This window comes from Bdellovibrio sp. HCB209, from assembly GCF_047306065.1.
Classification (GTDB): domain Bacteria; phylum Bdellovibrionota; class Bdellovibrionia; order Bdellovibrionales; family Bdellovibrionaceae; genus Bdellovibrio.
In genome coordinates this window covers 2,437,582-2,461,769 of record NZ_CP178618.1, presented here as the reverse complement: position 1 = coordinate 2,461,769, position 24,188 = coordinate 2,437,582, and the positions used below count along the sequence as shown (strand labels likewise).

General features: G+C 45.4%; 21 protein-coding genes. 12 read left to right on the top strand and 9 right to left on the bottom strand.

Annotated elements, in window-relative coordinates; all coding sequences use genetic code 11:
* Positions 1–69: 69 nt before the first annotated feature.
* From ACLVWP_RS12000 to ACLVWP_RS11985, 4 genes are all read right to left on the bottom strand, one after another.
* Positions 70–3,345: a hypothetical protein gene (locus ACLVWP_RS12000; RefSeq protein ID WP_413557503.1), complete on the bottom strand. Its 3,276-nt coding sequence runs from the start codon at positions 3,343–3,345 to the stop codon at positions 70–72.
* A complete protein-coding gene (locus ACLVWP_RS11995) occupies positions 3,332–4,465 on the bottom strand; it encodes a hypothetical protein (protein ID WP_413557502.1) in 1,134 nt (377 codons plus the stop codon). Before ACLVWP_RS11995 ends, ACLVWP_RS12000 begins: the two co-directional genes overlap by 14 nt.
* Before the next feature lie 138 nt (positions 4,466–4,603).
* Positions 4,604–5,884 (bottom strand): 3-deoxy-D-manno-octulosonic acid transferase, encoded by a 1,281-nt coding sequence (locus ACLVWP_RS11990; RefSeq protein WP_413557501.1) that lies wholly within the window; start codon positions 5,882–5,884, stop codon positions 4,604–4,606.
* A complete protein-coding gene (locus tag ACLVWP_RS11985) occupies positions 5,881–6,927 on the bottom strand; it encodes a glycosyltransferase family 9 protein (RefSeq protein ID WP_413557499.1) in 1,047 nt (348 codons plus the stop codon). The genes ACLVWP_RS11990 and ACLVWP_RS11985 overlap by 4 nt, the downstream gene beginning before the upstream one ends.
* Positions 6,928–7,095: 168 nt before the next feature.
* On the opposite strand from ACLVWP_RS11985, the gene ACLVWP_RS11980 reads away from it, so the two are divergent.
* The 5 genes from ACLVWP_RS11980 (at position 7,096) to ACLVWP_RS11960 (ending at position 14,081) form a co-directional block, all read left to right on the top strand.
* On the top strand, positions 7,096–8,412 hold the full coding sequence (locus ACLVWP_RS11980; protein ID WP_413557498.1) for a hypothetical protein: 1,317 nt from the start codon (positions 7,096–7,098) through the stop codon (positions 8,410–8,412).
* A complete protein-coding gene (locus ACLVWP_RS11975) occupies positions 8,402–10,786 on the top strand; it encodes a hypothetical protein (RefSeq protein ID WP_413557496.1) in 2,385 nt (794 codons plus the stop codon). The genes ACLVWP_RS11980 and ACLVWP_RS11975 overlap by 11 nt, the downstream gene beginning before the upstream one ends.
* Before the next feature lie 79 nt (positions 10,787–10,865).
* Complete coding sequence (locus ACLVWP_RS11970; protein ID WP_413557494.1) at positions 10,866–11,903, top strand: hypothetical protein; 1,038 nt, start codon at positions 10,866–10,868, stop codon at positions 11,901–11,903.
* Complete coding sequence (locus tag ACLVWP_RS11965; RefSeq protein WP_413557492.1) at positions 11,903–13,084, top strand: RNA methyltransferase; 1,182 nt, start codon at positions 11,903–11,905, stop codon at positions 13,082–13,084. Before ACLVWP_RS11970 ends, ACLVWP_RS11965 begins: the two co-directional genes overlap by 1 nt.
* Before the next feature lie 52 nt (positions 13,085–13,136).
* Entirely contained in the window at positions 13,137–14,081 is a 945-nt protein-coding gene (locus tag ACLVWP_RS11960; protein ID WP_413557491.1) for a hypothetical protein, read from the top strand.
* Between the two features lie 106 nt (positions 14,082–14,187).
* On the opposite strand, the gene ACLVWP_RS11955 is transcribed toward ACLVWP_RS11960, so the two are convergent.
* Positions 14,188–15,381 carry an endonuclease/exonuclease/phosphatase family protein gene (locus tag ACLVWP_RS11955; protein ID WP_413557490.1) on the bottom strand — a complete coding sequence of 398 codons (1,194 nt, stop codon included), beginning with the start codon at positions 15,379–15,381 and terminating at the stop codon, positions 14,188–14,190.
* 135 nt (positions 15,382–15,516) lie between these two features.
* Between ACLVWP_RS11955 and ACLVWP_RS11950 the strand changes: the two genes are divergently transcribed.
* Complete coding sequence (locus ACLVWP_RS11950) at positions 15,517–16,440, top strand: hypothetical protein (RefSeq protein ID WP_413557488.1); 924 nt, start codon at positions 15,517–15,519, stop codon at positions 16,438–16,440.
* 166 nt (positions 16,441–16,606) lie between these two features.
* Here ACLVWP_RS11950 and ACLVWP_RS11945 read toward each other — a convergent pair whose 3' ends face one another.
* Entirely contained in the window at positions 16,607–17,455 is an 849-nt protein-coding gene (locus ACLVWP_RS11945; protein ID WP_413557487.1) for an RluA family pseudouridine synthase, read from the bottom strand.
* A 98-nt stretch (positions 17,456–17,553) separates the two neighbouring features.
* Here ACLVWP_RS11945 and ACLVWP_RS11940 point away from each other — a divergent pair, with 98 nt between their 5' ends.
* Complete coding sequence (locus ACLVWP_RS11940) at positions 17,554–18,228, top strand: DedA family protein (protein ID WP_413557485.1); 675 nt, start codon at positions 17,554–17,556, stop codon at positions 18,226–18,228.
* 55 nt (positions 18,229–18,283) lie between these two features.
* Here the strand turns inward: ACLVWP_RS11940 and ACLVWP_RS11935 are convergent, their stop codons facing one another.
* Both ACLVWP_RS11935 and ACLVWP_RS11930 read right to left on the bottom strand, forming a co-directional pair.
* Entirely contained in the window at positions 18,284–18,595 is a 312-nt protein-coding gene (locus ACLVWP_RS11935) for a helix-turn-helix transcriptional regulator (protein WP_413557483.1), read from the bottom strand.
* Positions 18,585–18,860 (bottom strand): hypothetical protein, encoded by a 276-nt coding sequence (locus ACLVWP_RS11930; protein WP_413557481.1) that lies wholly within the window; start codon positions 18,858–18,860, stop codon positions 18,585–18,587. Before ACLVWP_RS11930 ends, ACLVWP_RS11935 begins: the two co-directional genes overlap by 11 nt.
* 287 nt (positions 18,861–19,147) lie before the next feature.
* Here ACLVWP_RS11930 and ACLVWP_RS11925 point away from each other — a divergent pair, with 287 nt between their 5' ends.
* Positions 19,148–20,083, top strand: coding sequence for a hypothetical protein (locus tag ACLVWP_RS11925; RefSeq protein ID WP_413557480.1), 936 nt, complete (start codon positions 19,148–19,150; stop codon positions 20,081–20,083).
* A 52-nt stretch (positions 20,084–20,135) separates the two neighbouring features.
* Here ACLVWP_RS11925 and ACLVWP_RS11920 read toward each other — a convergent pair whose 3' ends face one another.
* Positions 20,136–21,194, bottom strand: coding sequence for a hypothetical protein (locus ACLVWP_RS11920; RefSeq protein WP_413557478.1), 1,059 nt, complete (start codon positions 21,192–21,194; stop codon positions 20,136–20,138).
* Positions 21,195–21,285: 91 nt separating this feature from the next.
* Here ACLVWP_RS11920 and ACLVWP_RS11915 point away from each other — a divergent pair, with 91 nt between their 5' ends.
* From ACLVWP_RS11915 to ACLVWP_RS11900, 4 genes are read left to right on the top strand one after another with little or no spacing between them, the layout of a single operon-like run.
* A complete protein-coding gene (locus tag ACLVWP_RS11915; protein ID WP_413557476.1) occupies positions 21,286–22,119 on the top strand; it encodes a TatD family hydrolase in 834 nt (277 codons plus the stop codon).
* A gap of 32 nt (positions 22,120–22,151) precedes the next feature.
* Positions 22,152–23,027 carry a ThiF family adenylyltransferase gene (locus tag ACLVWP_RS11910; protein ID WP_413557475.1) on the top strand — a complete coding sequence of 292 codons (876 nt, stop codon included), beginning with the start codon at positions 22,152–22,154 and terminating at the stop codon, positions 23,025–23,027.
* Complete coding sequence (locus tag ACLVWP_RS11905) at positions 23,024–23,155, top strand: hypothetical protein (RefSeq protein WP_413557474.1); 132 nt, start codon at positions 23,024–23,026, stop codon at positions 23,153–23,155. Before ACLVWP_RS11910 ends, ACLVWP_RS11905 begins: the two co-directional genes overlap by 4 nt.
* Positions 23,130–24,182, top strand: a complete 1,053-nt coding sequence (locus tag ACLVWP_RS11900; protein WP_413557472.1) for a class I SAM-dependent methyltransferase — start codon at positions 23,130–23,132, stop codon at positions 24,180–24,182. Before ACLVWP_RS11905 ends, ACLVWP_RS11900 begins: the two co-directional genes overlap by 26 nt.
* Positions 24,183–24,188 lie beyond the last annotated feature (6 nt).

Genomic DNA, 24,188 nt, shown 5'->3' with positions numbered 1-24,188 from the left:
TACCGTCATCGCGAGACTTAATGGGGATTTTTGTCTCGCGATGAGCTTAGGTTGAACGCGTTGATATCTCTAGTTTCTGAATAGACCTGGAGACGTTGGTAAACCCAGGCGGAAGATCTTAGTGACCATGTCAGTCGCATCGTCTTGGATACCTTCTTTAGCATGAGCCGTGGAAGGCATGATCGAGTGACCTTTGATCGCCGTTACGAACTTGTGGTAGTCCGTCGTTGAACGAAGAGCCAAGAAGAAGTTACGATTGCGATCATCACCCGTGTCTTGCATTTGCGTGCTAGACGTTTCTTGAGCGATCAAGAAGAAGTTTTCAGTCACATCAACTGGCAATGTACGCTCAGTACCTTCACACAACATCAAACCACGAGTTAGCGCCGAAGTAGTTTCGTTGTCACTCAGGTTTGGATTCAAGATGTCTAGGTAGTTCGATCTGCTGATGATATCGTACCACGGTTTTTGGTTCTTCATGAACAAGGCTGGGTTCAAAGTCACAACAGCACATTGTTCGTATTTGCTGACGCGCACTTTGATTTTGCTTTGTTGAACCGTCATCGTCGTCGACGTATTGACACTCACACCGTTGCTAGTCGCATTTGAATCTGCCCAAGACAAATTCATGCCAGCATCAGCACCCACCGAGAAGAACTCTAGAAACTTGATGTTCAAACCAACTTTACCACCCACGCTACGAGAAAGTGTTTTGGACTGAGAGCGGCTCATAGAGAAGCTTGTACCTACGTTCAAACCTTGATTGAAACCTTGTAAGTAGCGGCTGCCCAATACTTGGCGTACAGCCATGCGGCGCTCTGTTTGGAAGAATGCTTCTGGGTTTTTCTTAACAGCGTTGTAGCAGTCGCCAGCAAATACCATGTTGAATTGGGACTGGAATGTTCCGCCTTTTTTAGCATTCATACGTGGCAAATAGTCTTGAGCCCAGAAAGCACAAAGTTTTTGTGCGACCGCCGGAGTGATTTTTCCGTTCGCAATAATATCCATCAAGTCTTTTTTCGTCGTCAAAAGACGCGCATCACGACCTGTTAGAGACGGAACCAATCCGCCTAGAGTATTTTTATCAGCCGCTGTATTCAAAGAAATCAAATCTAAATTGTTGTTCATCGCGAAAGCCGCAGGCTTAGCCATGGCTGCCTGGTTTTTCATGCGCTGAGAGTTCTCGATTTGACCTTGAGCGATGATTTGCGCGATGCCGTTCTTTTGAACGTTTTCACCCTTGCCTTCAAGAAGGAAGCTGTTGATCGCAGAAGCGTCAGCGATACGAACGTTACGAGCGGCCTCGTCGACATTTAGCACGATTGGACCCATGAATGTTGGTGTCTCAAGAGTGCTTGTTTTATCGATTGCAGAGCTCAAAGAAGCTTTAGGATCTTTCAACGCCAACTGTGTATCTTTGCCCACTTGGATTTTTGATTCATCCACAGGGAAGATTTCGATCAACATCGTGTTACGGTTACCCAAAGACTTAACGTCTTGAGTTTGGAATTGCATCTCCGTGTTGATTTGACCAGAAAGAACCGTTACCAGCTTTTCAGCAGCAGTTACGAAAGTTCTTTTTGAATCGTAATCAGCGTTTCTAACCACAGCCATTTTCAAAAGGTAAGTACCATCACGAAGTTTTTGAACTTCGGAACGACCGTTTGAAAGACTTGAGTACATCATCAAGTGTGGATCCATGCGAACTTGGATTTTCTTAGTCACAGTCAAGTTCATCAATGAGTCCACAGAGTAGTTGTAAGACACTGTGTTGTAGCTATAAGAGTCCAACATCAATTGTGTGCGTGGACGGTTTTCTTGACGGCAATCCAAAACCAATTTCTCAGTAGGGTCGACGTAACGTTGGTCACGTGCTGTTGGTCCCCAAGTTTCCCAAGGGTTTACCAAGATGTTGATCTTTTCGTTCATGCCGAGGTCTTTATTAGAAATCATCACAGAACCTGGGATAAAACGTTGGCAATCAAAGTATTTAAACTTGATACTTTCGTCCCAAGTAACACAAGAGTTGTTATCTGTTTTGATGTTCACAGTTTGCGCTACTTCCGTCTCATTTTGACGGAATTTAGAGATTGTGAAAGTGTGAGCACGCGTGTTCTTTTGGTCCAAACCATTCTTAACACAGGCCTTAACGCTGTAGATCACTTCACGCATAGAAGTTGTCTCTTCACCCACGCGGATGAATTTGAACTCTAGCTGAGAGACCTCGATCTTAGGTTTTTGGTAAGTTTCATCATCAACCGTGTTTGAGTTCGTTTTAGAAATCTGAACCATTTCCGCGTTGATGTACTCAGACAATTTAAAGTCTTTAGTTTGCGCAACCTGAGAACCGATCTTCAAGAAATTTGAACCCTTGATTTGATCGTATTCATTCAGCATGTAGATACCTTGGAAAGGAGTTAAACCTTCCGGGCCATTCACAGCTGTCAATTCAAGACCGAAAGCGATTTGTCCGCGAGTAGGGATCGCAGGCAATGTCATTGGAGCTTTCAAAGCCAAGCTACCGTTTTCCATTTTAACTTGGATCTCTTCAGTTTGACCCAAGCGACGGTGAAGCTCTTTGCCTTTTTCAGTATAGATATGGATCAAGCTCATGCGCGCTTTGAAAGTACCTGCAGTCAGGTTTTTCAAAACGAATTCGCCGTTCATTTTCGTCAATTGGATCGAAGGAGCACTACGGAATTCCAAAGACAAAGTCGCACCTTCAGAAGTCATCTTTTGCTCGATCACGAACAAACGACCGTCTTCCATCCACAATTTACGTGTACGAAGTTTTTCGTCGGCGCTGTAGCCTTTCAAAGCTAATTGCATCGCTTTTTTATCTTGAACCAATTGGTCCACTTGTTCTTTGCGTAAATCCACAACCGCTGGCAAGTTTTCGCCATGGGACCATGGGTTGATCGCAAGATCGATCTCGCGAGTGCCTTTTTGCAAGCCCACGCCTTGGATGTTGCGTTTGATCTCAATATATTGAGAGTCTGCTAGGTAGTTGTATTTGATTTTTTCAGACCAGTTGATGCAACCAGCAGCATCGGAAGTCGCTTCTTGATCGATTTCTTTGATCAAGAATTTGTGACCTGCGATTGTTTTGTTGTAAGCAACGTCTTTAACACAAACAGAAAAGTTATATACACGAGACTGTGGCAAAGCCAGTTCACCCGCAGTTTGCTCCGGTGACACTGTGCCTTTGATGCTATCAATAGTGAATGTCGCAGCTTCAGAGCCGCCATTCAATTTGTCCTTTGGCGCTGGCAGATTACATGCCGCCAAGGCAAAAAGGTTCAAGCCCAAGATAAGTTTAGCAAAGATCATTTTAGATGTTTGCATAGAAAGTCTCCAGCTTGATCATGATCGTTTTCTCTCGTGATTGGACAGTGTTCGTAAACATAACTTCCGCTTCTCTGTATCCAGCACCTAAATTGAAACCTTGCTTTTTAAAGCTAAAGATTCCTTCCACAGCATATCCAACACGGTTCGTTTCATAACCGCGAGCATTGAAGTAAGCCACTGTCGCCTCAGGTTCGACGGAGAAATATTTGGCTCTTAAAGTCAGATCATTGTCAGAGGAAAGGTGAGTCACTGCACCCACTGTAACTGCATAAGCAGAGTTTTGGCCTTGTTCAGCCTTTTGATTCACTAGGTATTCAGCAGCAAAAATCGCATCGAAAAGAGTCCCTACAGGAACTTGCATATCTGTACCAGCCTCGATACCAGCGTATTCATTTACAAACTGATAGTGAGCATCAGAGATTGTGTTCACTTCGTTACCCAAAAGCATCGAGTCGCGAGCCACTGAAGACGGCAAGTTGCTGTACACGAAATAACCTACACGGTTCTTCCAGAAAGCAGACTTAGAAGGCATGTAATTCATGTGAATAGCTGCGGAATTCAAGCCTGGCGTCGGCTCTTTTTCTTGTGTATTTGTGCTCAATGAAGTCGACGTTGGAATTGCTGACTCAACAACCAATCCAGATACAGTTGAACCCACACGGTAAAGGCTTTGTAAGCGAGCCGTTGGGAAGGCGATAGAATCTACTAGTAAAGATGTATGGTTATAACGTTGATCTAATGCACCGGCAGCCAATTGGAAGTAATTGGCTGGTTTAAACATTAGACCCGCTTGATTCAAAAGCAGGGCGTTTTTCATGCTATCCGCACCATCCACAGTTTGGGATTGGCCAGACACCAAGCGAATCGCTGGTTGAAGATCGATATAAAGGGAATTGCTAAGGATATACTTGGATTTAAGCTCCAAGCGCAGGTCTACGTATTTAGATTGGGATTGAAGGTCTTCTTCGCCCTGACCCTTCATCGACAAACGCCATTCAGCTGAGAAGCGCTTCTTCTCAGGCTCGTTTGATACGGAAATAGATGAAGTACCTTGTGCGAAGGACTTCGTCGCAAGTATCAAAATGAGACAAATTGTCGTTAAAGCGGACCTTTTCATAAAACCCCGTTTCAGGGTATTCCTTCAAGTTCCGTGCACGTCTTGTAACGTTTAAAACAAATATAGTAGATCTAATAATAGGGTGCCGGCCCCGGTGCCAAAAATTGCTGAACAGGGGCGGAGATTGGTTAACGAAGGTTAAAAGAAACTGCTTAGGACTCTTTGAGTGGAGTTTTTATTCTTGCCGATTTCGGATCGGATTTCTTCCTTAATGTGAGGAAAAGCAAAGGATTTTTTGCGCATACGATCGATCAAGACCGAGACGTCCTCTGGCGAGTGAACCACTTGCACGATCATTCCCGAGGAGAAATTCTTTTTTTGATAGAACAAAGCTTCGCGGTTGTTTTGATGATGAGGTCCCACCATCACAGGCAATCCCGCAGCTAAGGCCTCCATCACAGAGTGAACTTGCTTCTTAAAGCTGCCACCAATGAAAGCCATATCTGCCCACGTGTAAAGCTCTGCTAAAATACCGACTTTATCCACCAACAAAATACTGCCCACGGGCCATTGCGTGGACTTGGAATAAAGCACGTAAGGAAGACCCGCTTCGGCGAATTGTTTTTCAAGTTTTTCTAGGTGATCAGGTCCTGTTTCGTGAGGGGCGATGATGATCTTTAAGTTTTCACGCTTAATTTTTGCCAAGGCCGGAACCAAAACTTCTTCGTCTTCAGGCCAAGTGGAACCAGCAATAAAAACGAATTCGTCAGTGGAGGGCATCAATTCATTTTTAAGTTCTTTAGGGTTTTCCAGGCGGTGGAAGACCTGATCAAAGCGAGTGTCGCCACTGACTTCAATGCGGGTTTTAATCCCTAGCAAGTACAAGTTACGGCGGTCTTCCTCAGACACACAGTGAATTTCATCTAGCTGATTCATCGCGTACTTAGTTAGGAATTTAGAAATACCTTTAAGGCGAGAAGAATTGTCAGCAAAAGTTGCAGAAAAAAGACCTGTCGTCAGACGTTTCTTTTTCGCCGTGCGAGCCAGCACTGGCCACACATCTGTGCGCGAAAAGAGCAAGGCACGGGGATTCCATTTTTCAATGAAAGCAGAAATCAAAAAGTCAAAATCCCAAGGTAGAGCCGCCCACATATCGATATCGTGCATGCTCTCTAAAATCTTTTTTGCAGAGGGTGACGAGTAAGTCACGATCACCGGGATGTCTGGATGTTTCTTTTTAAACTCGCGGATCACAGGACGAGCGTACTCTATCTCGCCACTGGCTGCATGAATCCACAGAGGACGGTGCAGAGTGATCAGTTTTTCAGTTCCAGGGTGAACCATTTTATAAAAAGCATTGTTTTTGTCTTCGATCATTTCACGCAATTTGCCGCTGATGAAGGGACGCGCGATCTGCAAGATGATCCAGGCGAAGGGCACAATCACTGTTTTATAGAACCAAAAAACCAACATGCTCATTTTGTATCCTCAAGGATGTTGCGAAGTTGTTCAGCCACCTGTGCGGGAGTGATGTCCACCAGGCATTTATGGAATTTTTCTTTGTTCACGCAAGGCCCTTGTCCGTGCTTGCTGCAAGGGCGGCAAGACAGATCCAGTTCCATGATTTTAGTCGTTGGGCGAGATGGAAAGCCGAAGGGAGCAGGTCCCATTAATGCGATCGTGCGTTTGCCCAATTGCTCGGCCACATGGAGTAAGCCTGTATCGTTGCTAATCACGACGCGAGATAAGCCCACAACGGCAGAACTTACTTGCAAGGATGTTTTTCCCGCTAAATTCATCACGCGCTCTGGTGCAACTGCATGAATATCTTCGATGAAGGTGTCTTCAGGACCGCCCAATAAAACAAACTTTTGCGCAGGCATCAGTTGAATCAACTGGCTCCAATACTCCTTAGGCCAACGCTTTAGGAAATAGGCAGCTGAGGGTGCCAGGGAAACTGCATTGGCAAAATCACCCAAAATACCACGGGCTTTTTCAACCACGTCAGAGCTTGGAAAAATCTGCGGAGCCGAAGGTGCTGTTTTAGCGACACCCCAAGGTTGCAAGGGCTCTAGTAAATCGCGCTGACCGTTGAACGGTTGTTCAAACTTGTTGATGCGAAATTTGAAAAGTAAAAATCTTTTCCAGCGACGGATGGATCTACGGATAAATTTGGGACCGATTCCCAAAAATCCAAAGGGACGTAAAATTAGAGAAATGATACGTGAGCGAGAATTATTGTGAGCATCGTAAATATGCGTGAATTTCTCGCCACGCATAGACCACACAAGCTTCGCTAAACCTAAAGCTCCTGCTTTGCGATCAAACTCCCACACCTTGTGGATGTGCGGATGATTGCGCAGTAAAGGTGCCATATCTTTACGTGTGATCCATTGAATTTGCGCATCGGGATAAGCTTGTGCTATCGCCGAAGGCACGCTCAATGTCTGCACGACATCACCAAACGCGGAGAAGCGAATGATTAAAAATTTAGCACCCTTATGGGTCTCATTTTGAAACATGAGCCGATCCTAGCAAGGGCGCCCAAAAAGGTCACTTGTTTAAAACGTTCCATGGCTGTACCCCCTAAAATCCGCCTCACCAGGGCACGGCCTGTGAAGTATAGGCAGTAGATAGGGAGAACTATGTTATTTAGGCATCCCCCAAAAGGGGCCTCTATAATTCATTTGATGATAATTTGGGCAGTGTTAGCACTCCCAGGTTTCGCCGTGGCGCAAGTGCGCACGGAAATGAAGCTATTCTCCGACTCCTTTATTAGCCCTGAATTTGAAGCTACGCAGAAAAATAACTATCAATTTATTGGTGCCGCCATCAAGACCGAGCCCTTTTCAGACTCAGCTCTTAAGATGGATATCTCAGGCGGCGTGGCCGTGGGCTCTCCGTTGTTAAATTATCTGAATATTTCCGAACTTTATGTGCAAACTCGCCAAAGCGAATCGGATTCCTTCTTTATAGGACGCAAGAAAATGCTGTGGAGCGAGCTGGATGCACGCTGGGAATTAGGCGTGTGGGAGCCTCTATTTAAATGGAATCCACTTGCTCCTGATCGCCAAGGTTTGTCTGGTATTTTCTGGCAAACGGAAGGCCCGGCTTACTCTTTCACTTTGTTTGCATCTCCATTGTATATCCCAAGCCAAGGCCCAAGCTTCGAGATCGAAGGCGGGGACTTCGTGCGCGGTAATCCGTGGTTTCATCAGCCGCCATCCAGCGTGCGTATTTGGGATGAAGCCACACAAATGCAGTACAACATGAATCAGCCGAACACGAGCGAAGTGGTTCTGCAAAACTCCTATGGTGCGAAGATCGCTTTCGGTGATCCGAATGGTTTGAAAGCACAACTAAGCTATATGTATAAGCCTGACAATACTTTGGCGATTGGCTATCAAGGCAGCCTTGATTTAAGCACTTTGAAAGGTAATGTCGAGCTTCGCCCTCAAGTGTTCTATCATTCTTTGGCTGGTGCGGATCTGACTTATAAAGCAAAAAAATGGCGCACAGGTATCAGTGCGATCTTGGACCGTCCATCTAAAGAAAATCTTTTTGATGAGCCAGATTGGACTCAACCCGTATTTGAAGACGCTGTCCTGGTCAGCCCATTCTTTGAGTGGGATAACGGCTGGTGGGCTTTCAATTTGATGCGTTTAGATATCTATGGCGGCAAAGTCAAAGAGGTCGGTGCTGACTTGGCCAATGAACCTTTGACGAACCTGTATCCGTTCTATGAGGCGAATCAGGTTTCACTTTTGACGAATTTCTCGTTGGGGAAAGCTCGTCGTTTGATTACGAAATTCAGTTTTACGGCTTCTGATAAAAATGATTTCCAGTTGTTCCGCTTGAACTCTCGTCTGCGTTTGTCGGGCCTGTGGTCATTCTTTGGCGAGATGCAAATGCTTAAAGCGGGGCCGACAACTAAAGACAATCAAAACGAAATGTCCCAGTTTGCTAATAACGATCGTTTGATGGTAGGGGCGGCTTATGTCTTTTAAAGCCATGCTTTCTATCTTACTTGCGAGCGTTATGCTGACCACAGCCGTGGGATGCAGTGACTTTATCAATGGTCGTGAAACCAAAGAAGAAGAGCTGCAATTTGCCAATGATAAATTGGTATGTTTGAAAGACGTTCCGGCATCTTTAAAGCGTTTCTCGAATGGGGATGCGGAAAAATCTGAAATTTATAAATCGGTAGATTGTTTGCGCCAAGCTCTGCAGTATTTCCAAAAGAAGACCTACGGAGCACAGGGCAACGCCTATACGGTTGAAGAAATGCGCCGTTTCTTCTCGAAATACTTCCTTAAAGAAAACGTGGTTACGCCAGAGTTCGCTCTGGAGTTGATGAAAATCAAAAAGGCTCTTCTGGGTGGTTCCAGTAACAATCTGACGAAAGACGAAATCACACGTCTGGTAGATGTATTAGCTATCGTCCGTGATGAAGCTGTCGACTTAGCTCCACATATTAAGCTTTTGCTTTTAAGAACTCCAAACGATGCAGCGAATTGGCAGCAGGTTTCTGCGGGGACCGAACAGTTGCGTGTGGGTTTACAAAGAATCTTAGAAAAAACTGAATTGAGCCGTTCTGACTATTCTTTCGAGGATGGTAAGCGCGCTTTAAGGGGTTTTAAAGAGTTCGTGAAAGAAAAAGACACCGAGGCACGCGTTTCTCAGTGGCTTCCAGTTGTTGAAGCGGTTAAGAATGTCTTGATGGGACGAGAGGCGACTCTTGCGACATACAGTCAATGGAAGGGCAGTCTGAATAGTTTGATTGACCTCTATGGCTTGTACTTAAAGTATTACTACGTCATTCATAATTTCGATACGAGCAATGAAGGCAAAGTCCGTGAGGTGACTCAGTTCATCGGTCAAGCGATTGACTTGCTTGAAGGCTGCCCGCAGATCACGACTCGCGGAATGATTCCTTTGGAAGATATCGATAATCTTATCGAGACTATCTTAAATATTCCTCAAGTGAAGAATGTTGTGAACATTCGTCCGGTTTCGGTTGAGACCTTGTACCGCGCGGCTATTTTGCGTCTGTTAGAGCCAGGTCGTAACGGGGATTCCCGAGGGATCTTGGGCTTAGAGAAAAAACACATCGTGTCTTTACGTCGTGAATACAACGTGTGGAGACTGGTGCAAAGCTTTGTGGATTATCAATTGGGATCTTCGCGCAAAGTGGATACACCGATCACTCGCAAGGAATTGTTGTCGAGTTACGATCAGTTCAATTTTGGTCGCATCATTCGTCAGGGACTTTCATCAGATCCGTATGAGCATATTGCTTTAGAAAACGCCTGGAAAGATTACGGCGATCTTTTGACATCCAGAATGATCGTTTACAATAAAAAAGGTCGTATCGAAGAATTTAATAACAATTCTGAACTGACGACGAATTGGACTGGCCTCACCAAAGCGAATCTGATGCGCGCGATGTCTCGTGCTTTGATGCTAGCGTATGGTAAGGATACAAGCGAGCAACTGAGTAAAGCCACGATCCGCCCAGATGGTTTATACACTTGGTACGAAGACTTTAAAGAGTTGATGTTTGACCTGAAGGCGTTTGATCGTCGTACGGGCAATACGGCTTCGCGCAGCTTCCAGGAAGCCAATTTCTTTACATTCAGTGGTAACGGTGACGATTACATGAACCAAGTTGAAACCTATGAGTTTATCAGCTTGTTGTTCAGTGCGGGGCTATCGTCTTCGGATTCGATTTATAAAGATATGATCGCCGAAGGCTGCGGAAACTCATTGGGTCTGATCGAGAACCGTGATCCATTGGGCTTCTTCTATATGAACAGCCAGTGTTTCGAGACTCGCTTCCGTCAACATTTTGATAAGTACTTTGATAACTTGCCAGAGATGAGCAAGTACGTAGCGCATATGACTCAAGAGGAGTGGAATGAGTTCTATTCAACACTTCGTTTCTTGGCTCGTATGTCGACCAAGGAAGACGAAGGCTTTGTTGAGGTCGCAAACATCAGAACGATGGTGACGATCGTGCATTATATCGAGTCCATCATGGTGACTTACGATAAGGACCGTAACCAGTTGCTGTCGTTGGATGAAGTCTATACGGCGACTCCACGTTTCCTGCCGTATATAAAAAAGACCACGACTGTGTCGTTTGAAACACTCCTAAATCAAGGGTTTGCTTACCTTGTTTTCTATGGAAAAGAAGGCAATGCGGCAGAGCTTGCTTGGTTCCAGGCACAAAAGATCTGGATGAACGAGGCTCCACGCATGAATCTTCTGCGTGTGATTAAGTTCATCAAGGTTAAGGACACGGAAAAGGCTGAAAAAGAGAAAGCGGCCCAAGCCGCAGCCCTTTTAAAGAAAAAAGAACTTAAAAATAAAAGAAAATAGTCCAATAAGGCCGCAAACTGCGCTAATGTTTTTCCCTATGTTGGGGTTGAGGTTTTGGGGTGTAGTTTTGGGCTGTTTAATGGTGTCACCAGTGGTGATGGCCAATGCCCATGCGATGGACGAAGAAGTCGCCATCGTGGTCCGCGAACCCGCATCAGAGCCTGCTTATTCCGCGAATGCCAACGCCAACGGGCGCATCGAATCCATTCTTGATGACAAGCTGATTAAGGCCCGTACGAACTTTAATGACTGGCGTGTCGGCGAGACAGTTTCTGTTGAATCACAAAAAAGTGGCGTGGGTATTATCGGCTTTATGGAAATCCTTGGGGTTTCAAATAAAGAAGACGGGACCTACGAAATTACCGCAGAGCTTTTACGTCAATCTCGTTTGCACTTTATCCAAGTCGGCGATGAAATCGCTCATATTGATCTGTCCTCAGATAACGACAAGTACAAAGGCACCACGGATTTGATTATCAAACGTCGTGGTAAAAATATCTCCTCAAAATATAAGCCACTTTTTACTCAAGGTGTTTCTGTCGGGGAGACTGCAGAGACTTTGTGGGAGAACGAGTACTTAGTCACTTGGTTCGGTCAGGTGAACTACGGAGTGAAGGACTGGTTGTCCGTGAATACGATTATTCCCGGTGACTTGGCTGATGCTCCCAATGCCGCAGCGAAAGTTAGACTTTACCAATCTGATTCCAACGTCTTTGCGATCAGCGCCAATGCGGCTCATGTACCTAAGGATGATACAACGTCTCTGAATTTGACGGTGTATTGGGATTCGATTTCTTCTGAAAGCGTGATCTCGCACACATTGTTCACGGTCGCAGCGATGTCGTTTGAAAATGCCTCTGACATCACGGCGATTAAGTCCCTCGGTACGACATCTTTCCAGACTGGTTACGAATTCATTCTGGGCAGCTGGGATCGCGTCTTGTTGGGGCCGAGTTATAACTTTGAAACCAAAGCACTCGGTGGGTATCTGACGTATTTGAAAATTTGGGATCGTTTCCATTTCAGTTTATCGTTGAACTCCACGGATGTGTCTTCATTTAAGCTTTCGCCGGTGGATGGTTATTACGTTCTTTTTGATGCTTACTGGAGATTCTAGTGAATCGTTTTTTTATGTCGACACCTTTAGGATTCGAAAACACCGCTCTTTTAGAAATGAAAGAAGTGTGGCCCTATCTTTTGGGTAAAGACGCAAAAACGCATTCCCTCAGTTTCCCCGAGGTCGAAGTGATGATGGGTGGACTTGAGTTTGAAACAGAAATGTTTCAAGCCTTGCAGCTGAATTTCTTTATGAAGACAGCGAATCGCTTGCTTCTAAGAATGACTTCATTTCGTACCAAAGATCTTCCCAAATACTACCAAAAATTTAAATCACTCCCATGGAAGGAATTTCTTCCGCATGCCAATGTCGAGTGGGAAGTTGCCGCGCAAAAAAGTCGATTGAATAACGAAAAACGTCTGCAGGAGAGCGCTGAAAAAGCCTTGCAGGAAATTTTCGCCGGTCAAATGGGCGACACACCTTGCGCCTCAATTTACATCCGCATGGAAGACGATCTTTGCACGATCAGCCTGGATGCCACAGGTGAGCATTTGCACAAACGAGGTTGGTCTGTTCTTAAAGGCGACGCTCCGATGCGTGAAACCATCGCGGCAGAACTTCTCAGAGAAATGATCGGGGAGGCAACTCCTGCGGAAGTGGCTTCTGTAAGTCTGTGCGATCCAATGATGGGTTCAGGAACTTTTCTAACAGAGGCGAGAGCTTTGTGGTCTGGACAATTCCAACGCGATTACGCTTTTAAATCTTGGAAGAAATGTCCTAAGTTATTTTTGTCTCCAAGCTTTAGCCTCAATTACGAAATTCCAGCCAGAGCTCCCTTTAAGTCTTTGCTGGGCATGGATATCGATCCCAAGATGCCAGAGGTGGCCTCTAAGAATTTTGCTGAGGTTGAATCACAATTAAAGGCCTACCAACGCGATCAGTTTAAATCCCAAGAGCACAAATTCTGGGCACAAAACTCCCTTGAGGGTGTTGACCTGGGCGGTCCTGTTTGGATGGTGGTAAATCCTCCTTATGGGGAGCGTTTACCGGTTGCGGGCAAAGGGGGCCTAAAGACCCTGGCGTCCGAGCTGTGCCGTCTTTATAAGCCGTTAAAGCTGGGTATTCTTTACCCAGAGAAGGAGAAGGTCGATCCGGCTCCTAATGGCTATAAAATCGAAAAGGAGCTCAAAATCAACAACGGCGGCATCCGCTGTCTGTTCACGATTTTGACACCCCTGTAAAAGAGGATTTGCGGCTGGCAGAATGTCCTGGTTCAGGGTACATTCTGCGACCATGAAAAGCCTAAAAGTCCTTTCCGCATTATTTTTGTCTTCTGCGCTATTAACAACTGCCTGCACTCCTGTTGATAAGGAAGTAGGTACACCTGACGTTATGGCGAAGATCAAATTCCCTAAGGGGAATAAAAAATCCGCTGACGGCAAAAGCTATAATAAAAACCAATCTGGTTTTAAAGTAGGTGCTTTCGCAGCGTCTTCAGTGATGTTGGAAAAGCAAATCGAAGTTGTTGAGCTTTTGCAGGTTGTTTTGGGTAATGCCGATATCGCGAAAACTCTTTATCAAATCGAAGAGAGAAAAACAGACGATAAAGGTGCGACGACTTTCAAATTGACGGCATCGAAAGATGGCGTGAACTATCCAAATAAAGCGGGAAACTTCATTGCGACTGCGGAAAAAGACCTGAAGGTTACGATTGCAGCTGACGAGAGCGAAATCGTTATCGAAGGTAAAAACGTTTTGAAAGCGGATGAAGACAAAACTGATAAAAACAAAAAGTTCCTTAATACATTCGAGAACAGCTACAAATTGACGGTAGCAGTGAACTTAAGTGACGCTTCTAAGTACGATGTGAAATTGGAGTCTGCCGGAACTTTCAATGCAAGAGCTGAAACAGGCTTTGCAAAAGGTCCTTTCAGTTTTGAATCTTCATTGGTTATTGACCGCGCTAGCTTGAAAGAAGCTGCGGTTCAAGTTTCTCAACTGAACTCTACTCTGACTGTTGCTGAGAACAAAACGAAGATCTCTGCGGCTGGTTTCACGGTAAAAGTTGAAGGTCGTTGTAACGAACTTGTAGGCTCTGCAAATATCGACATGGGTAAAAACAAACCTACAATCACGTTCAGTTCATCATCAATCGTAATCCCAGGCAAATGGGATCAAAAGATCGCTGAATGCGGTCACCGTCCAACGGTTGATATCGCTCGTTTGCTAGTTTGGTAATTTAAAAGTTCGAAAGCAAACGCAAGGGAACATAAAGGTCGGCGAGAGTCGATCTTGGGTAATAAAAAAGCCGCGGTTTAAAACGCGGCTTTTTTATTTTTACGACCTATTTTGTTTTGGTCTTTTTAGCTGGGGCTTTCTTAGTCGCCTTCTTTTCAACTGCGGCTGGTTTTTCATCCTTCACCGGAGTTTTAGCTTCGCTTCTTTGTTTCAAACGAACATAAAGCGGGAAGTGATCGGCAACGCCGTCTTGTTCTTCATAGTTCCAACGTTTTGGATATTTCCCTTTGTACAGATGCTCAGGGTTGTAACGAATAACGTCGATAGTTTGTGGAAGCATTTGGTAGCTACCAGCTCCATCAGCTAGCAATGCCGGGCTGTAAACTTGCGCATCTAGGAAAGACCAAGATCTGCGATAGTTGTGAGTTCCTTGGCAATCCTTGCAACCAACAAAGTGAGAAACCGCTCCGCCTTTAGAAAGGATATCGCGGAAGATGTGTGCACGGTCTTCTTCTTCAGCAGAGATATTCAAGTCACCACCGAAAACCACCATCGCGTTCGGGCCTTTAGCTTTCATCAACTCCACCGCGAAATTCGCGATCTGTTGACGCCAGTAAGTCGGGTTCGCTTGAGACGGAAAGTGGGCTACCAAGAACGTGATAGGATCGCCATTAGGGGCTTTCACAGTCACTTCTAGGATGCGGCGTGAACGCTCCATCCATTCGCCGTCTTTTTCGTTTTCAGGCTTCCAAGGGATCGGATGCAAAACGGGTTTGCCCACCAATGGGAAGCGAGACAAGAAAGCTACGTTGATACCGCGTTTATCGGGACCATCAATGATAACTTCCGTCGTGTATTTTGCTGGTGCTAGAGCTTGGTTCAATTGCTTAAGAACCACGTCACTTTCGATCTCCATGATCATCAAGTTGTCGGGACCATTTCCGTCAACACCCAAGATTACTTTAGATAGATTAGAGAGCTTTTTCTCCAAAGCATCTGGTGACCAGTCCGTCGATAGACACTCATTTTGGCGGTAAGCACTGTCGTTGTTTTTAACGCAAGCAGAGCGCAGGCTCGCATCGCCTTTCTTCATATAGATCGGCAAGAACGTTTCATCGTTGTGGCCTGGAGTCTTTACAGTGTCGAACAAGTTTTCGACATTGAAGGACATAACGCTGATTTCACCCTCTGCTTTTGGTGGCAGATCCCAGTGTTTTTTAGAGAAGGAGACGGCACAACCCGTAGCAAGGGCCAATACCAGAGTCAGAATCAGGTTCTTAAGCAATGTGTAGTTTTTCATAGGCACTCACAGTAGAGGTTTTGGTGCGTCTCCTCAAGTCAAAATACTGCCTAATTTTTGCCTATTGTTTAATGCGTGGCGCTATGGCATAACTTTCGGGACTTTGTCGTAAGCATCCGTAATTAGGAGTGAAAAATGTTAAGAAAAGCGAGTTTACTGATCGCAAGTTTGTTCGTGTCCACATCTGCCTTCGCAGCCGTGTTGGATGGTGAGGACTTCGTATCAGCTTCTTCTGTGGGTGGCCGCGCGAATGATTGGTCTTTAACTTTCTTCTCCATCGCTTCTCAACAGAACATGCAAAATGGAAAAGAAGCGACAAGCACTCGCTCTGTAGATACTTACGATTATCTTTCTACGAATTATAAATTGGGCCGTGATGTGAAAGTGGCGATGAACATCCCATTCACATACAATACTGCAGGCCAAAACAATTACGGTGACACAGTCACTGCGAATTTCAAACTTCAAGATATTCACTTCGTATACACGAACTACGACCTTGGTTACTTCGGCCCGATCGATCTTTCTGGTAAAGTGAAAGTTTATTTGCCAACAAGTAAGTTTTCGCAAAATGCAGGAACGATCACAAAGATCCGTCTTGAAGGTTACGCTGACTGGCAGTTCACACGTCGCTGGTCTGTGGCGTACGTCGCAAAACCAGATATCTACTGGCAGAGCCAAACGGCGAACGTAAACACAGAAGTTGAATACGATGACAACGGCATGTTCGTTCGTGACCCACGTGGTACGAACAAGCAATTCGGACTTGAGCACTACTTGCAGGTTCAATGGGAATTGAATGAGATGTTCGCGTTGTCTTCTAAAACAGGTTTCGACGAAACTTGGTACCATGGATCTAACGTAGAAGGTCTTGAAAGCAGCCACCGCACATCTTTGCGTTTGGGCTTAAACTTGTGGATCAAACCAGTGCGTGGTGTTTCTTTCTCTCTAGGCGTAGGCAACGATACATCTCTTGAAAGCTACCGTGGTGAAGACGTAAAAATCTGGCAACCACAAAATACACAATACACGCTCATGACGAACATCTACGTTCTATAAGCGCGGTTGATGAAAATGGCCTGACTGCTGCGTTGTCGGGCCTTGTCCTCGCTCCGACGTGCCTGGGGCACGCCTGCGCTGTGGGAAGTCCCTCCGCCTTGCATTCAGACCATTTTGATCAACCGCTTGATGAGCGGTTTTTTTTGGCTTCTGCCTTTGGCAGTCGCTAGATTTTGAAGTGGTGGTGTTCGTTGGTTAGGGGATTTGTGAATTCTAACTCGCAGGCGGTTAGTTCGATTCTTTCTTCGTCCCATCTTTTTTTAGCACCGTAGGTGTGATCGCCGATAATCGGGGATTTTTCGTAGCCTAGTTGGGCGCGAATTTGATGAGTTCTTCCAGTGTGCAGGTGAATTTTTAATTCTGTGTGTGTGTCGTGTTTATTTGTTTCTAGAATTTCTAAAACACATTCTTGCCAGTTTTCTTTTTTCTCGTGGCTAACTACTTTCGGTGCGCGCGGGGATGGCTCCATATAATGAGTTAGAATTTTTTGTGCGGGAGCTTCGCCCTCAATTAGCGCGCGATAGATTTTTTTAATCTCTCTGGCGATCAGTAATTTATTAAAGGCTGATTGGAATTCGACAGTCTTTGCATAGACGATCAAACCATTAGTCGGAACATCCAAGCGATGAGTGACATACAATTGTTGGTTCAAGTCTTCTTCTGTGTAGGCCTGCAAGTTTTCGCGGATGTTGTCGACACTTCCGTGAACAGGAATTCCTGAAACTTTGTTAACCACCACGAAGTGTTCATTCTGAAAAACGATACGCTTTGTGAAGTCGACATTACCTTTTGGGAATCTTCGTGGCTTAGTATGGACTCGTAAGTAGTCACCTTGTGAAACCGAAATGTTTTCGAGAATGCGACGATGGTTGAGATAAATAGAGCCGAGGTGTAGCAAAAAGGTTACTTCTTGAGCATCGAGTTCAAGAATGCTTAATAAAACATCATGCACCGACCCGGACATCGGGCTGATTATGTGCTTTACACCGTATTCAAATCCTCTTTCGCTCTGCATACTAATCCTTATCAAGGAAAGTGAACATAGCACAGCGTGACGTGGGTGTTCAAGTGGGACGGTTACCTGCATAGTAGGGGACCTGAGGAGAATTGCTTTTGGAATTTGCTAACGAGCCTATATTTCAGTGGCTAGCACAGTTCGCTTACCAACCTTACATGGTGTATGCCGGTTTGGTGGGTATGATGTTGCTATCTGCTTTCGGCTTGCCTCTTCCAGAAGAAGTCACCCTGATCAGTGTTGGTATTTTGGCCTTCATGGGCGCGCACCCTGATCATTTTCCTCCACCATTTCCTGGGGCTCCAGTCGTCAATGTGCATACGGCAGCGATTGTGGCGTTCCTCGCAGTCTTCTTAAGCGATTTCCTGATATATGGTGTGGGCCGAGTATTCGGTCGTAAGCTTTTGTATCATCCGCGCACGCAAAAAATGTTTTCACCTAATTTGATGAAACGTGTGGAAGAGTGGACTCATAAATACGGAGCTTATGCTTGCGGTATTTTCCGTTTCACTCCGGGCATCCGTTTCCCAGGTCACTTGGCTTGCGGGATGTTGCACTTCCCAGTTTGGAAGTTCTTGTTGATCGATGGTCTTGCAGCCGCGATCAGTGTTCCGACTCAGATCTATCTGTTGGCCCATTACGGTGAGCCTATCTTGAACAAGCTTCGCCAATTCAAATTGGTCCTGTTCGCAGTTATCGGTGTTGTGTTGATTTACTTCATCGTTAAAAAGATCCGCGAAAAAATCCTTCAAAAGAAAAACGCTGCTGTTTAAAACAAAAAGCCTGGTTCATCACCAGGCTTTTTTGCTTTTTATATTCCAGTTTCAATTACGCGGCTTTTACGCTGACAGTGAAGTTCAGTTTTTCGCGGCGTATGTGATCTTGTAGGACGAGTTGTACGACAAGCTCTTCAAGCACATTCATTTTTCGTGCGATGTCCATTGCTCGACGGATCGAGGGTATTTTCCGTCCATTTTCTAAATCATTTAGGCTTTGCTTCGACATTTTAAAAACTTTTGCCATTTCAACTTGAGTAAGGTTTTCGCCAATACGATGGGATTTTAAAAGTCGTCCAAACGTCAAAGGACCGAATTGCTTTTCAATCTCTGCGAGGCCTATTTTTTTATTCTTAGTATTCATGTTTATGTACCTCTTTTAGGATCACGAGATGAATTGTTCCGTCGACATCTTCACGATAAATAGCTCGATAGCCCTTCGTTAATCGAATGGATCTTTGTCCCTCACGTTGTCCTTTTAAGGGTTCATCGTGATAGCCTGGTATCTTTCGAATCTCACGCAAGCCTTTCATCTCAACTGAAACTGCCCAGGCAATTAGTTTATCAACCACATAAGTGGGGATTCGCTTTAGTTGCTTTTGAACGTCATCAAAGATTACTCGATCCATTGCAATAGTACTCCAAAAAGGCGTACTCTTCAAGTGCTATATAAAATCGTTATAAACAGTGGCCCGAAGAGTTGTTAGAGGAAGCTGCAATGGCGGCGCCTATATTCAGATCGAATGGGGCAAGCACAAGATAGGTATTCATCCGAATTTGGGCTGCAGGATAGATGTTGGCATTACTTCACTGTCTGTTCGCTAATTAGACAGCGTTTTTTCCTTTAAAACCCTTATTTCTCTCATAATTTTGGAATGATTTTTGTACCTCTTAGGATATTTACAAGAGGTATACGATGTCGTTCTTAGGTGCTCTATTGGTTGTTGTCGCTCCCGTGATGGGATGGTCCCAGGAAAAGCCTGCGGATCTTGTGGTTACTCCCGAAGAAAAAGCGATGTATCTGCAAGCCAACCCAACTGTGGTTTCTGTAGCTAGCAAGTGTATTGATGACACTTATAAAACCCACATCGCGTTCTATAAAAAGTATGGCATTTCAAAATACTATGGTGATCGTAATCCAGCCCTGAACACACGTGCCAAACGATTGGCAGTGATCAAAGAGCGCGGAGCTCCTGAATCCATCGTCGATCAATTGGAAGCAATCAGCTGCATTGGGCTGACTCGCAAATGTTTGAAGGAAGGTTTTGATGCTGCTCAAAATCCGGCGTTATCAAACCTTTGGGCGCGTATTGATAAAAACTTGATTGCTAATGGCACAGACGGCTTGGTGCTGACTCAACATCTGCAAAAATTAGGATGGAAGGTTTTGTACTGGAATCCTCGCCCGGATTTGAATGCAGAGTGGGATGCTGAAGATCCGATGATCATGTCGGGTAAACCAGTGAACTGGGAGTCGGGTATTCGCAACTCTCAAGGTCAGTCCATCTATCACCCAGCGTGGGGCATGCACGGTATGCGCTACAACCAAGTGATGAAGAAAGACGTGTATTACAATGTGAAGATCGATGATAAGTCGACACTTGTTGGGTTTGATCTAGATGTGCCGCAATCATTTATCGACAGTGCCTTCTTTGTTGGTGTGGCTCATGCTGGATACCACGTATTCCCAGGGCGCTTTGGTGAGGTGATTGAAGCGCACAGCATGCGCAGATTAGATGGTATTGATAACTTAGAAAAAGGTCCATTCAATCCCTTGGCCGTCGGGGGAGCCCCAATGTGGACCAAGATTGAAAAATACCGTTCAGGAATCGTAGCGGTTCCACCAAAATAGAAAAAGGCGCCCGATGAGGCGCCTTTTTTATTTCTGAGATTATAAGAACGGCCTAGGCGGCTTTTACACCGTGAACCAACTCTTCCGATACTTCGCACGACAAGTGCAAAGAAACCGGTTTCGCGTGATTCTTAGGCTCGATGTCTTTCCAGAAGATTTTCTCGTAGCCGTTTTGCAACGCAAAGATCTCTTCACGGATTTTAAATAGCAAACCAGCAGGTGAGCCCAACAACCAGTCGATTTGAACCAAATAGAAAGCTTCTTCAAGCTCTACCGGATTCATGCTCGTGATGAAAGACTTCGGAAGGTTGTGAACCAAGTGGCAAGCATTGTGCGAGTATTTTTGGAAAGCTTTTTCCATTGGGGAAGCAAACAATTTCTCAACACGTGGATCTGGTGTCCCACGGCCTGTGAAAGGCTCGGAGAAGCGTTTGAAGTTCCAATACAACAAAGCATCGTTCACCACGTATTCAACGCGTGGCAAATAATCTGTCACTGCATCTACTTTAACTGCTTCGTGAGAAGCGTCTTGTACATGAGCATTGTGGTCAATCGCCACAAGACTGCGCAGGTTGTACAAGAATGAATAAAGCGTGTGAAGCTTATCCATAAACGGTTTAGAAAAATTCAAACCGAAGTTGTACAGCAAAGGTGCAGAGATTTTATTTTCAAACCAAGAGAACGTCTCAAGCAAAGGCCCTAGAGCTGTTAGGTCAAATCCATAAGGAGTGACAGCAGTCTCAAAAGTTTCATTGAAGTGTTCTTCAAAAAGAGCGCAAAGACTTGGGTCCACGACAGGAATCAAAGATTGCAAAGAGCGTACACGTTCTTGTGAACGTTCATAGATCTCAACGTGTGGGTCCAAAGTTTTCCAAGCATCCATCGCGAACGGGTAGTTCATGTGCTTAGTTGCAAGGGGTGACTTGATATAGGAGTTCAATTTGACAAGCGACAAACCTACCAGGGCATCACTCATATATTTAAATGGCGCATGTGGTTTGAATTTCTGGAAAGCAGACTCGTCACTCCAGAATTGAACCTTCTGGGGCTTCATAGTTGCACCCTTTGCCATCGTCACATCAAAACCCAAACGCAAACCCTTGTGCTTCATACACACTCCTTCGCAATCACTGTATCGGACCAAGACACCACTTGTTCGAGTCCTGAAATTGTGCAAACCTTAGGTCGAGGAAGAGGTGTGTATGACGGCTTTTGGAAGATGGATTGATGCTCACGGGCACTTGGCGGATCAACGCTGGGATGGTCAGCAGGCGGAAATCATCGAGGCGGCACAAGCCAAAGGCATTCATTTCTTTATGCAGGGCGGAGTCGGTCCCGAAGACTGGGAACGTCAACGCCAGCTGAAGTCCCGCTTTCCTCATAACATCGGTCTTTGTTATGGCGTTCATCCATACTGGGTCGCGGACCATACAGATGAAGAACTGGAAGAGGCGATCAATCTCCTCGCCCAAGAACTTCCCGAAGCCATGGGACTGGGTGAGGTGGGGTTGGATTTCCGCCCGCACATTATGAAGGACTCTCGTGACCGCCAAATCACAGCTTTTGAGGAACAATTGGAACTGGGGCACGTTGCCAATCGTCCCTTGGTTTTGCACATCGTGCAGGCGCATTCCGAAAGTTTGATGATTATGGACTTGTTTGGGCTTCCTCAGCAAAAAGGCATGGTGCATTCGTTCAATGGGAGTGCTCACAAAGCCCAAGAGTTCCTTAAACGGGGACTGATGCTCTCTGTCGGTGGCCCTGTGTGCCGCGAGGACAACGAGAAGCTTCACCAAGCCGTGCGCGAGATTCCGACGGAGTTTTTATTGATCGAAAGTGACAGCCCTGACCAGGGGCCTCCTGCCTATAAAGGACGCTTAAATCCACCTGAATCCATTTGGGAGGTGGCAAAGACTATAGGGAAGCTAAAATCCCTTGATCCTTTGGAAATATTAGATATCACTACAGGGAATTTTCATCGTTTATTTGGCTCGACAGATCATGTTCTGGCGGACCCAAAAGACAGTCTTCACTGATCGGTTTTCTGGTCGGTTGAAAAGCGGGAATAATGGATACAACGACCACAGAAAACCAAACTCCAACACAACCTCAGCAACCTCCTGAAACGGAGTATGTATTGCATCGTCGTTTTGATCGTATGGGTCGCTTAGTGGGCGATGCGACGATGAAAAAGTTGATGAACACACACGTGATGGTGGTGGGCATTGGCGGAGTAGGGTCATGGGCGGCGGAATCTTTGGCGCGTTCTGGTGTAGGTCACATCACTGTCGTTGATTTCGATGAAGTTTGTATCACGAATACAAACCGTCAATTGCACGCCATCCAAGGTATGGTTGGTAAGAAAAAAGCCGAAGTCATGGGCGAGCGTTTGCGCAAAATCAATCCGCAAATGAAAGTGACTGTGATTCCTGAATTCTATAACGCTGAAAATTCAGATCGTATGCTTGCGATCAAACCTGATTTCTTGATCGATGCTATCGACAATTTGACGGCGAAAGCACACTTGCTTGCGACTTGCGTGAAAGAAAACATTCACGTGATCACTTCTGCAGGTTCTGCGGCAAAAATGGATCCACTTCGTATTCAGAAAAAAGACTTAGGTGTGACTCACACATGTCCACTCGCGCATCAGTTGCGTAAAATTCTTCGTCAAAAATACGATTTCCCGGAAAAGGAATTCGGCATCCCTTGCGTTTTCTCTGATGAACCAGTGATGATGCCAGAGGAGCTGACTTACGATAAAGGCATGGGCTTTAAATGCGTATGTCCTAAAACGAATGACTTCCACGGTTGTGACAACCGCAATATGATTTACGGTTCTGCAAGTTATATCACAGGGGCCTTCGGTCTGGTGATGGCTTCACACATCGTGAATGAAGTGAGATCTCAAGTAAAAGCAGCATTAGAAGGAGCACAAGTATGATCGTAGCTATGTGGTTTACCATGGTTGGTTTGGTGATCGTTGCTGGGTTTGTATTACTAGGTTTAACATGGAGAAATTGGGCACAACAGAAGAAGGTGACCAATGGCTCGAAAGCAGCTTCGAAATAAATTAAGCCTGGGCTATTCGTTAGCCCGCTCTGCGCACTTCACAGCGCAACAGTTCACTTTGCCCTTATTAGAGCGTCTGGTGACAAGGTCGATGAAAGATCGACCTTCCATTGAACTCAAAAATATCAAAAAATCCTATTCTGAACTCTATAAGCTTCTGAAAAAAGACACCGACAATATCGACAAGGGCCTTTATCCTTTAGAAGTTCTTTATCCCGAAAATTTGGCGAAACATGCTCTCCGCTATCCACAAATTCTGGTGGATGGTTATCATATCTCTCGCCGACGTCAGGAACATGACGCTAAAGAATTCAATCAAGAGGCCCGCGAGTACTTGGCTGATCTGCCAGAGTACTATCAGCGCAATTTCCATTATCAAAGTGGTGGCTACCTCACCGAAAAATCTGCGGAGCTGTACGAGCATCAAGTGGAGATTCTTTTCGCCGGTGCCGCGGATGCCATGCGCAGACTTATTATTCCACTCGCCAAAGATGTTTTCTTAAATGAAGGCGCGGGACTCAAATTTCTGGAAGTGGGAGCGGGGACGGGAAGACTCACTCGATTTATGAAACTTGCTTTCCCGAAAGCGCAAATTACAGTTTTGGATTTAAGCGAGCCTTATCTCAAGCAAGCACGTAAGAACCTGTCGAAATTTAAGGGCCTTGATTTCGTGCAAGGGGCGGCCGAGGAGCTGCCTTTTAAGGATGAGTACTTCGATTTCGTCTATTCTTGCTTCCTTTTCCATGAACTCCCTGCAGATGTTCGGGATGGTGCTGTTTTAGAAGGCATGCGTGTTTTAAAGCCAGGTGGTTATTACGGTTTGGTCGACTCTCTGCAAAAGGAGGAGGCGGAGGGCCTTGAGTGGGCCCTAGAGCAATTCCCTAAGGATTTTCACGAGCCTTTTTACAAGAACTACAGCCTGCATCCTGTGGAAGGCTTATTGAAAGAGGTGGGCTTTTCAGGCCTCCGAAAAGACACGGGATTTTTCAGTAAGGCCGTTCTTGCACAAAAGCCATTCTCTGCTTGAGTTTTT

Excerpts from the sequence above, each read along its gene's own strand:
- ACLVWP_RS11920 (WP_413557478.1), bottom strand. The coding sequence starts at position 21,194 with ATGAAGCACAAGGGTTTGCGTTTGGGTTTTGATGTGACGATGGCAAAG.
- ACLVWP_RS11990 (WP_413557501.1), bottom strand. The coding sequence starts at position 5,884 with ATGAGCATGTTGGTTTTTTGGTTCTATAAAACAGTGATTGTGCCCTTC.
- ACLVWP_RS11915 (WP_413557476.1), top strand. The coding sequence starts at position 21,286 with ATGACGGCTTTTGGAAGATGGATTGATGCTCACGGGCACTTGGCGGAT.
- ACLVWP_RS11945 (WP_413557487.1), bottom strand. The coding sequence starts at position 17,455 with ATGCAGAGCGAAAGAGGATTTGAATACGGTGTAAAGCACATAATCAGC.
- ACLVWP_RS11905 (WP_413557474.1), top strand. The coding sequence starts at position 23,024 with ATGATCGTAGCTATGTGGTTTACCATGGTTGGTTTGGTGATCGTTGCT.
- ACLVWP_RS11950 (WP_413557488.1), top strand. The coding sequence starts at position 15,517 with ATGTTAAGAAAAGCGAGTTTACTGATCGCAAGTTTGTTCGTGTCCACA.
- ACLVWP_RS11910 (WP_413557475.1), top strand. The coding sequence starts at position 22,152 with ATGGATACAACGACCACAGAAAACCAAACTCCAACACAACCTCAGCAA.
- ACLVWP_RS11975 (WP_413557496.1), top strand. The coding sequence starts at position 8,402 with ATGTCTTTTAAAGCCATGCTTTCTATCTTACTTGCGAGCGTTATGCTG.
- ACLVWP_RS11935 (WP_413557483.1), bottom strand. The coding sequence starts at position 18,595 with ATGAATACTAAGAATAAAAAAATAGGCCTCGCAGAGATTGAAAAGCAA.
- ACLVWP_RS11960 (WP_413557491.1), top strand. The coding sequence starts at position 13,137 with ATGAAAAGCCTAAAAGTCCTTTCCGCATTATTTTTGTCTTCTGCGCTA.
- ACLVWP_RS12000 (WP_413557503.1), bottom strand. The coding sequence starts at position 3,345 with ATGCAAACATCTAAAATGATCTTTGCTAAACTTATCTTGGGCTTGAAC.
- ACLVWP_RS11995 (WP_413557502.1), bottom strand. The coding sequence starts at position 4,465 with ATGAAAAGGTCCGCTTTAACGACAATTTGTCTCATTTTGATACTTGCG.
- ACLVWP_RS11955 (WP_413557490.1), bottom strand. The coding sequence starts at position 15,381 with ATGAAAAACTACACATTGCTTAAGAACCTGATTCTGACTCTGGTATTG.
- ACLVWP_RS11980 (WP_413557498.1), top strand. The coding sequence starts at position 7,096 with ATGATAATTTGGGCAGTGTTAGCACTCCCAGGTTTCGCCGTGGCGCAA.
- ACLVWP_RS11930 (WP_413557481.1), bottom strand. The coding sequence starts at position 18,860 with ATGGATCGAGTAATCTTTGATGACGTTCAAAAGCAACTAAAGCGAATC.
- ACLVWP_RS11970 (WP_413557494.1), top strand. The coding sequence starts at position 10,866 with ATGGTGTCACCAGTGGTGATGGCCAATGCCCATGCGATGGACGAAGAA.
- ACLVWP_RS11985 (WP_413557499.1), bottom strand. The coding sequence starts at position 6,927 with ATGTTTCAAAATGAGACCCATAAGGGTGCTAAATTTTTAATCATTCGC.
- ACLVWP_RS11925 (WP_413557480.1), top strand. The coding sequence starts at position 19,148 with ATGTCGTTCTTAGGTGCTCTATTGGTTGTTGTCGCTCCCGTGATGGGA.
- ACLVWP_RS11900 (WP_413557472.1), top strand. The coding sequence starts at position 23,130 with ATGGCTCGAAAGCAGCTTCGAAATAAATTAAGCCTGGGCTATTCGTTA.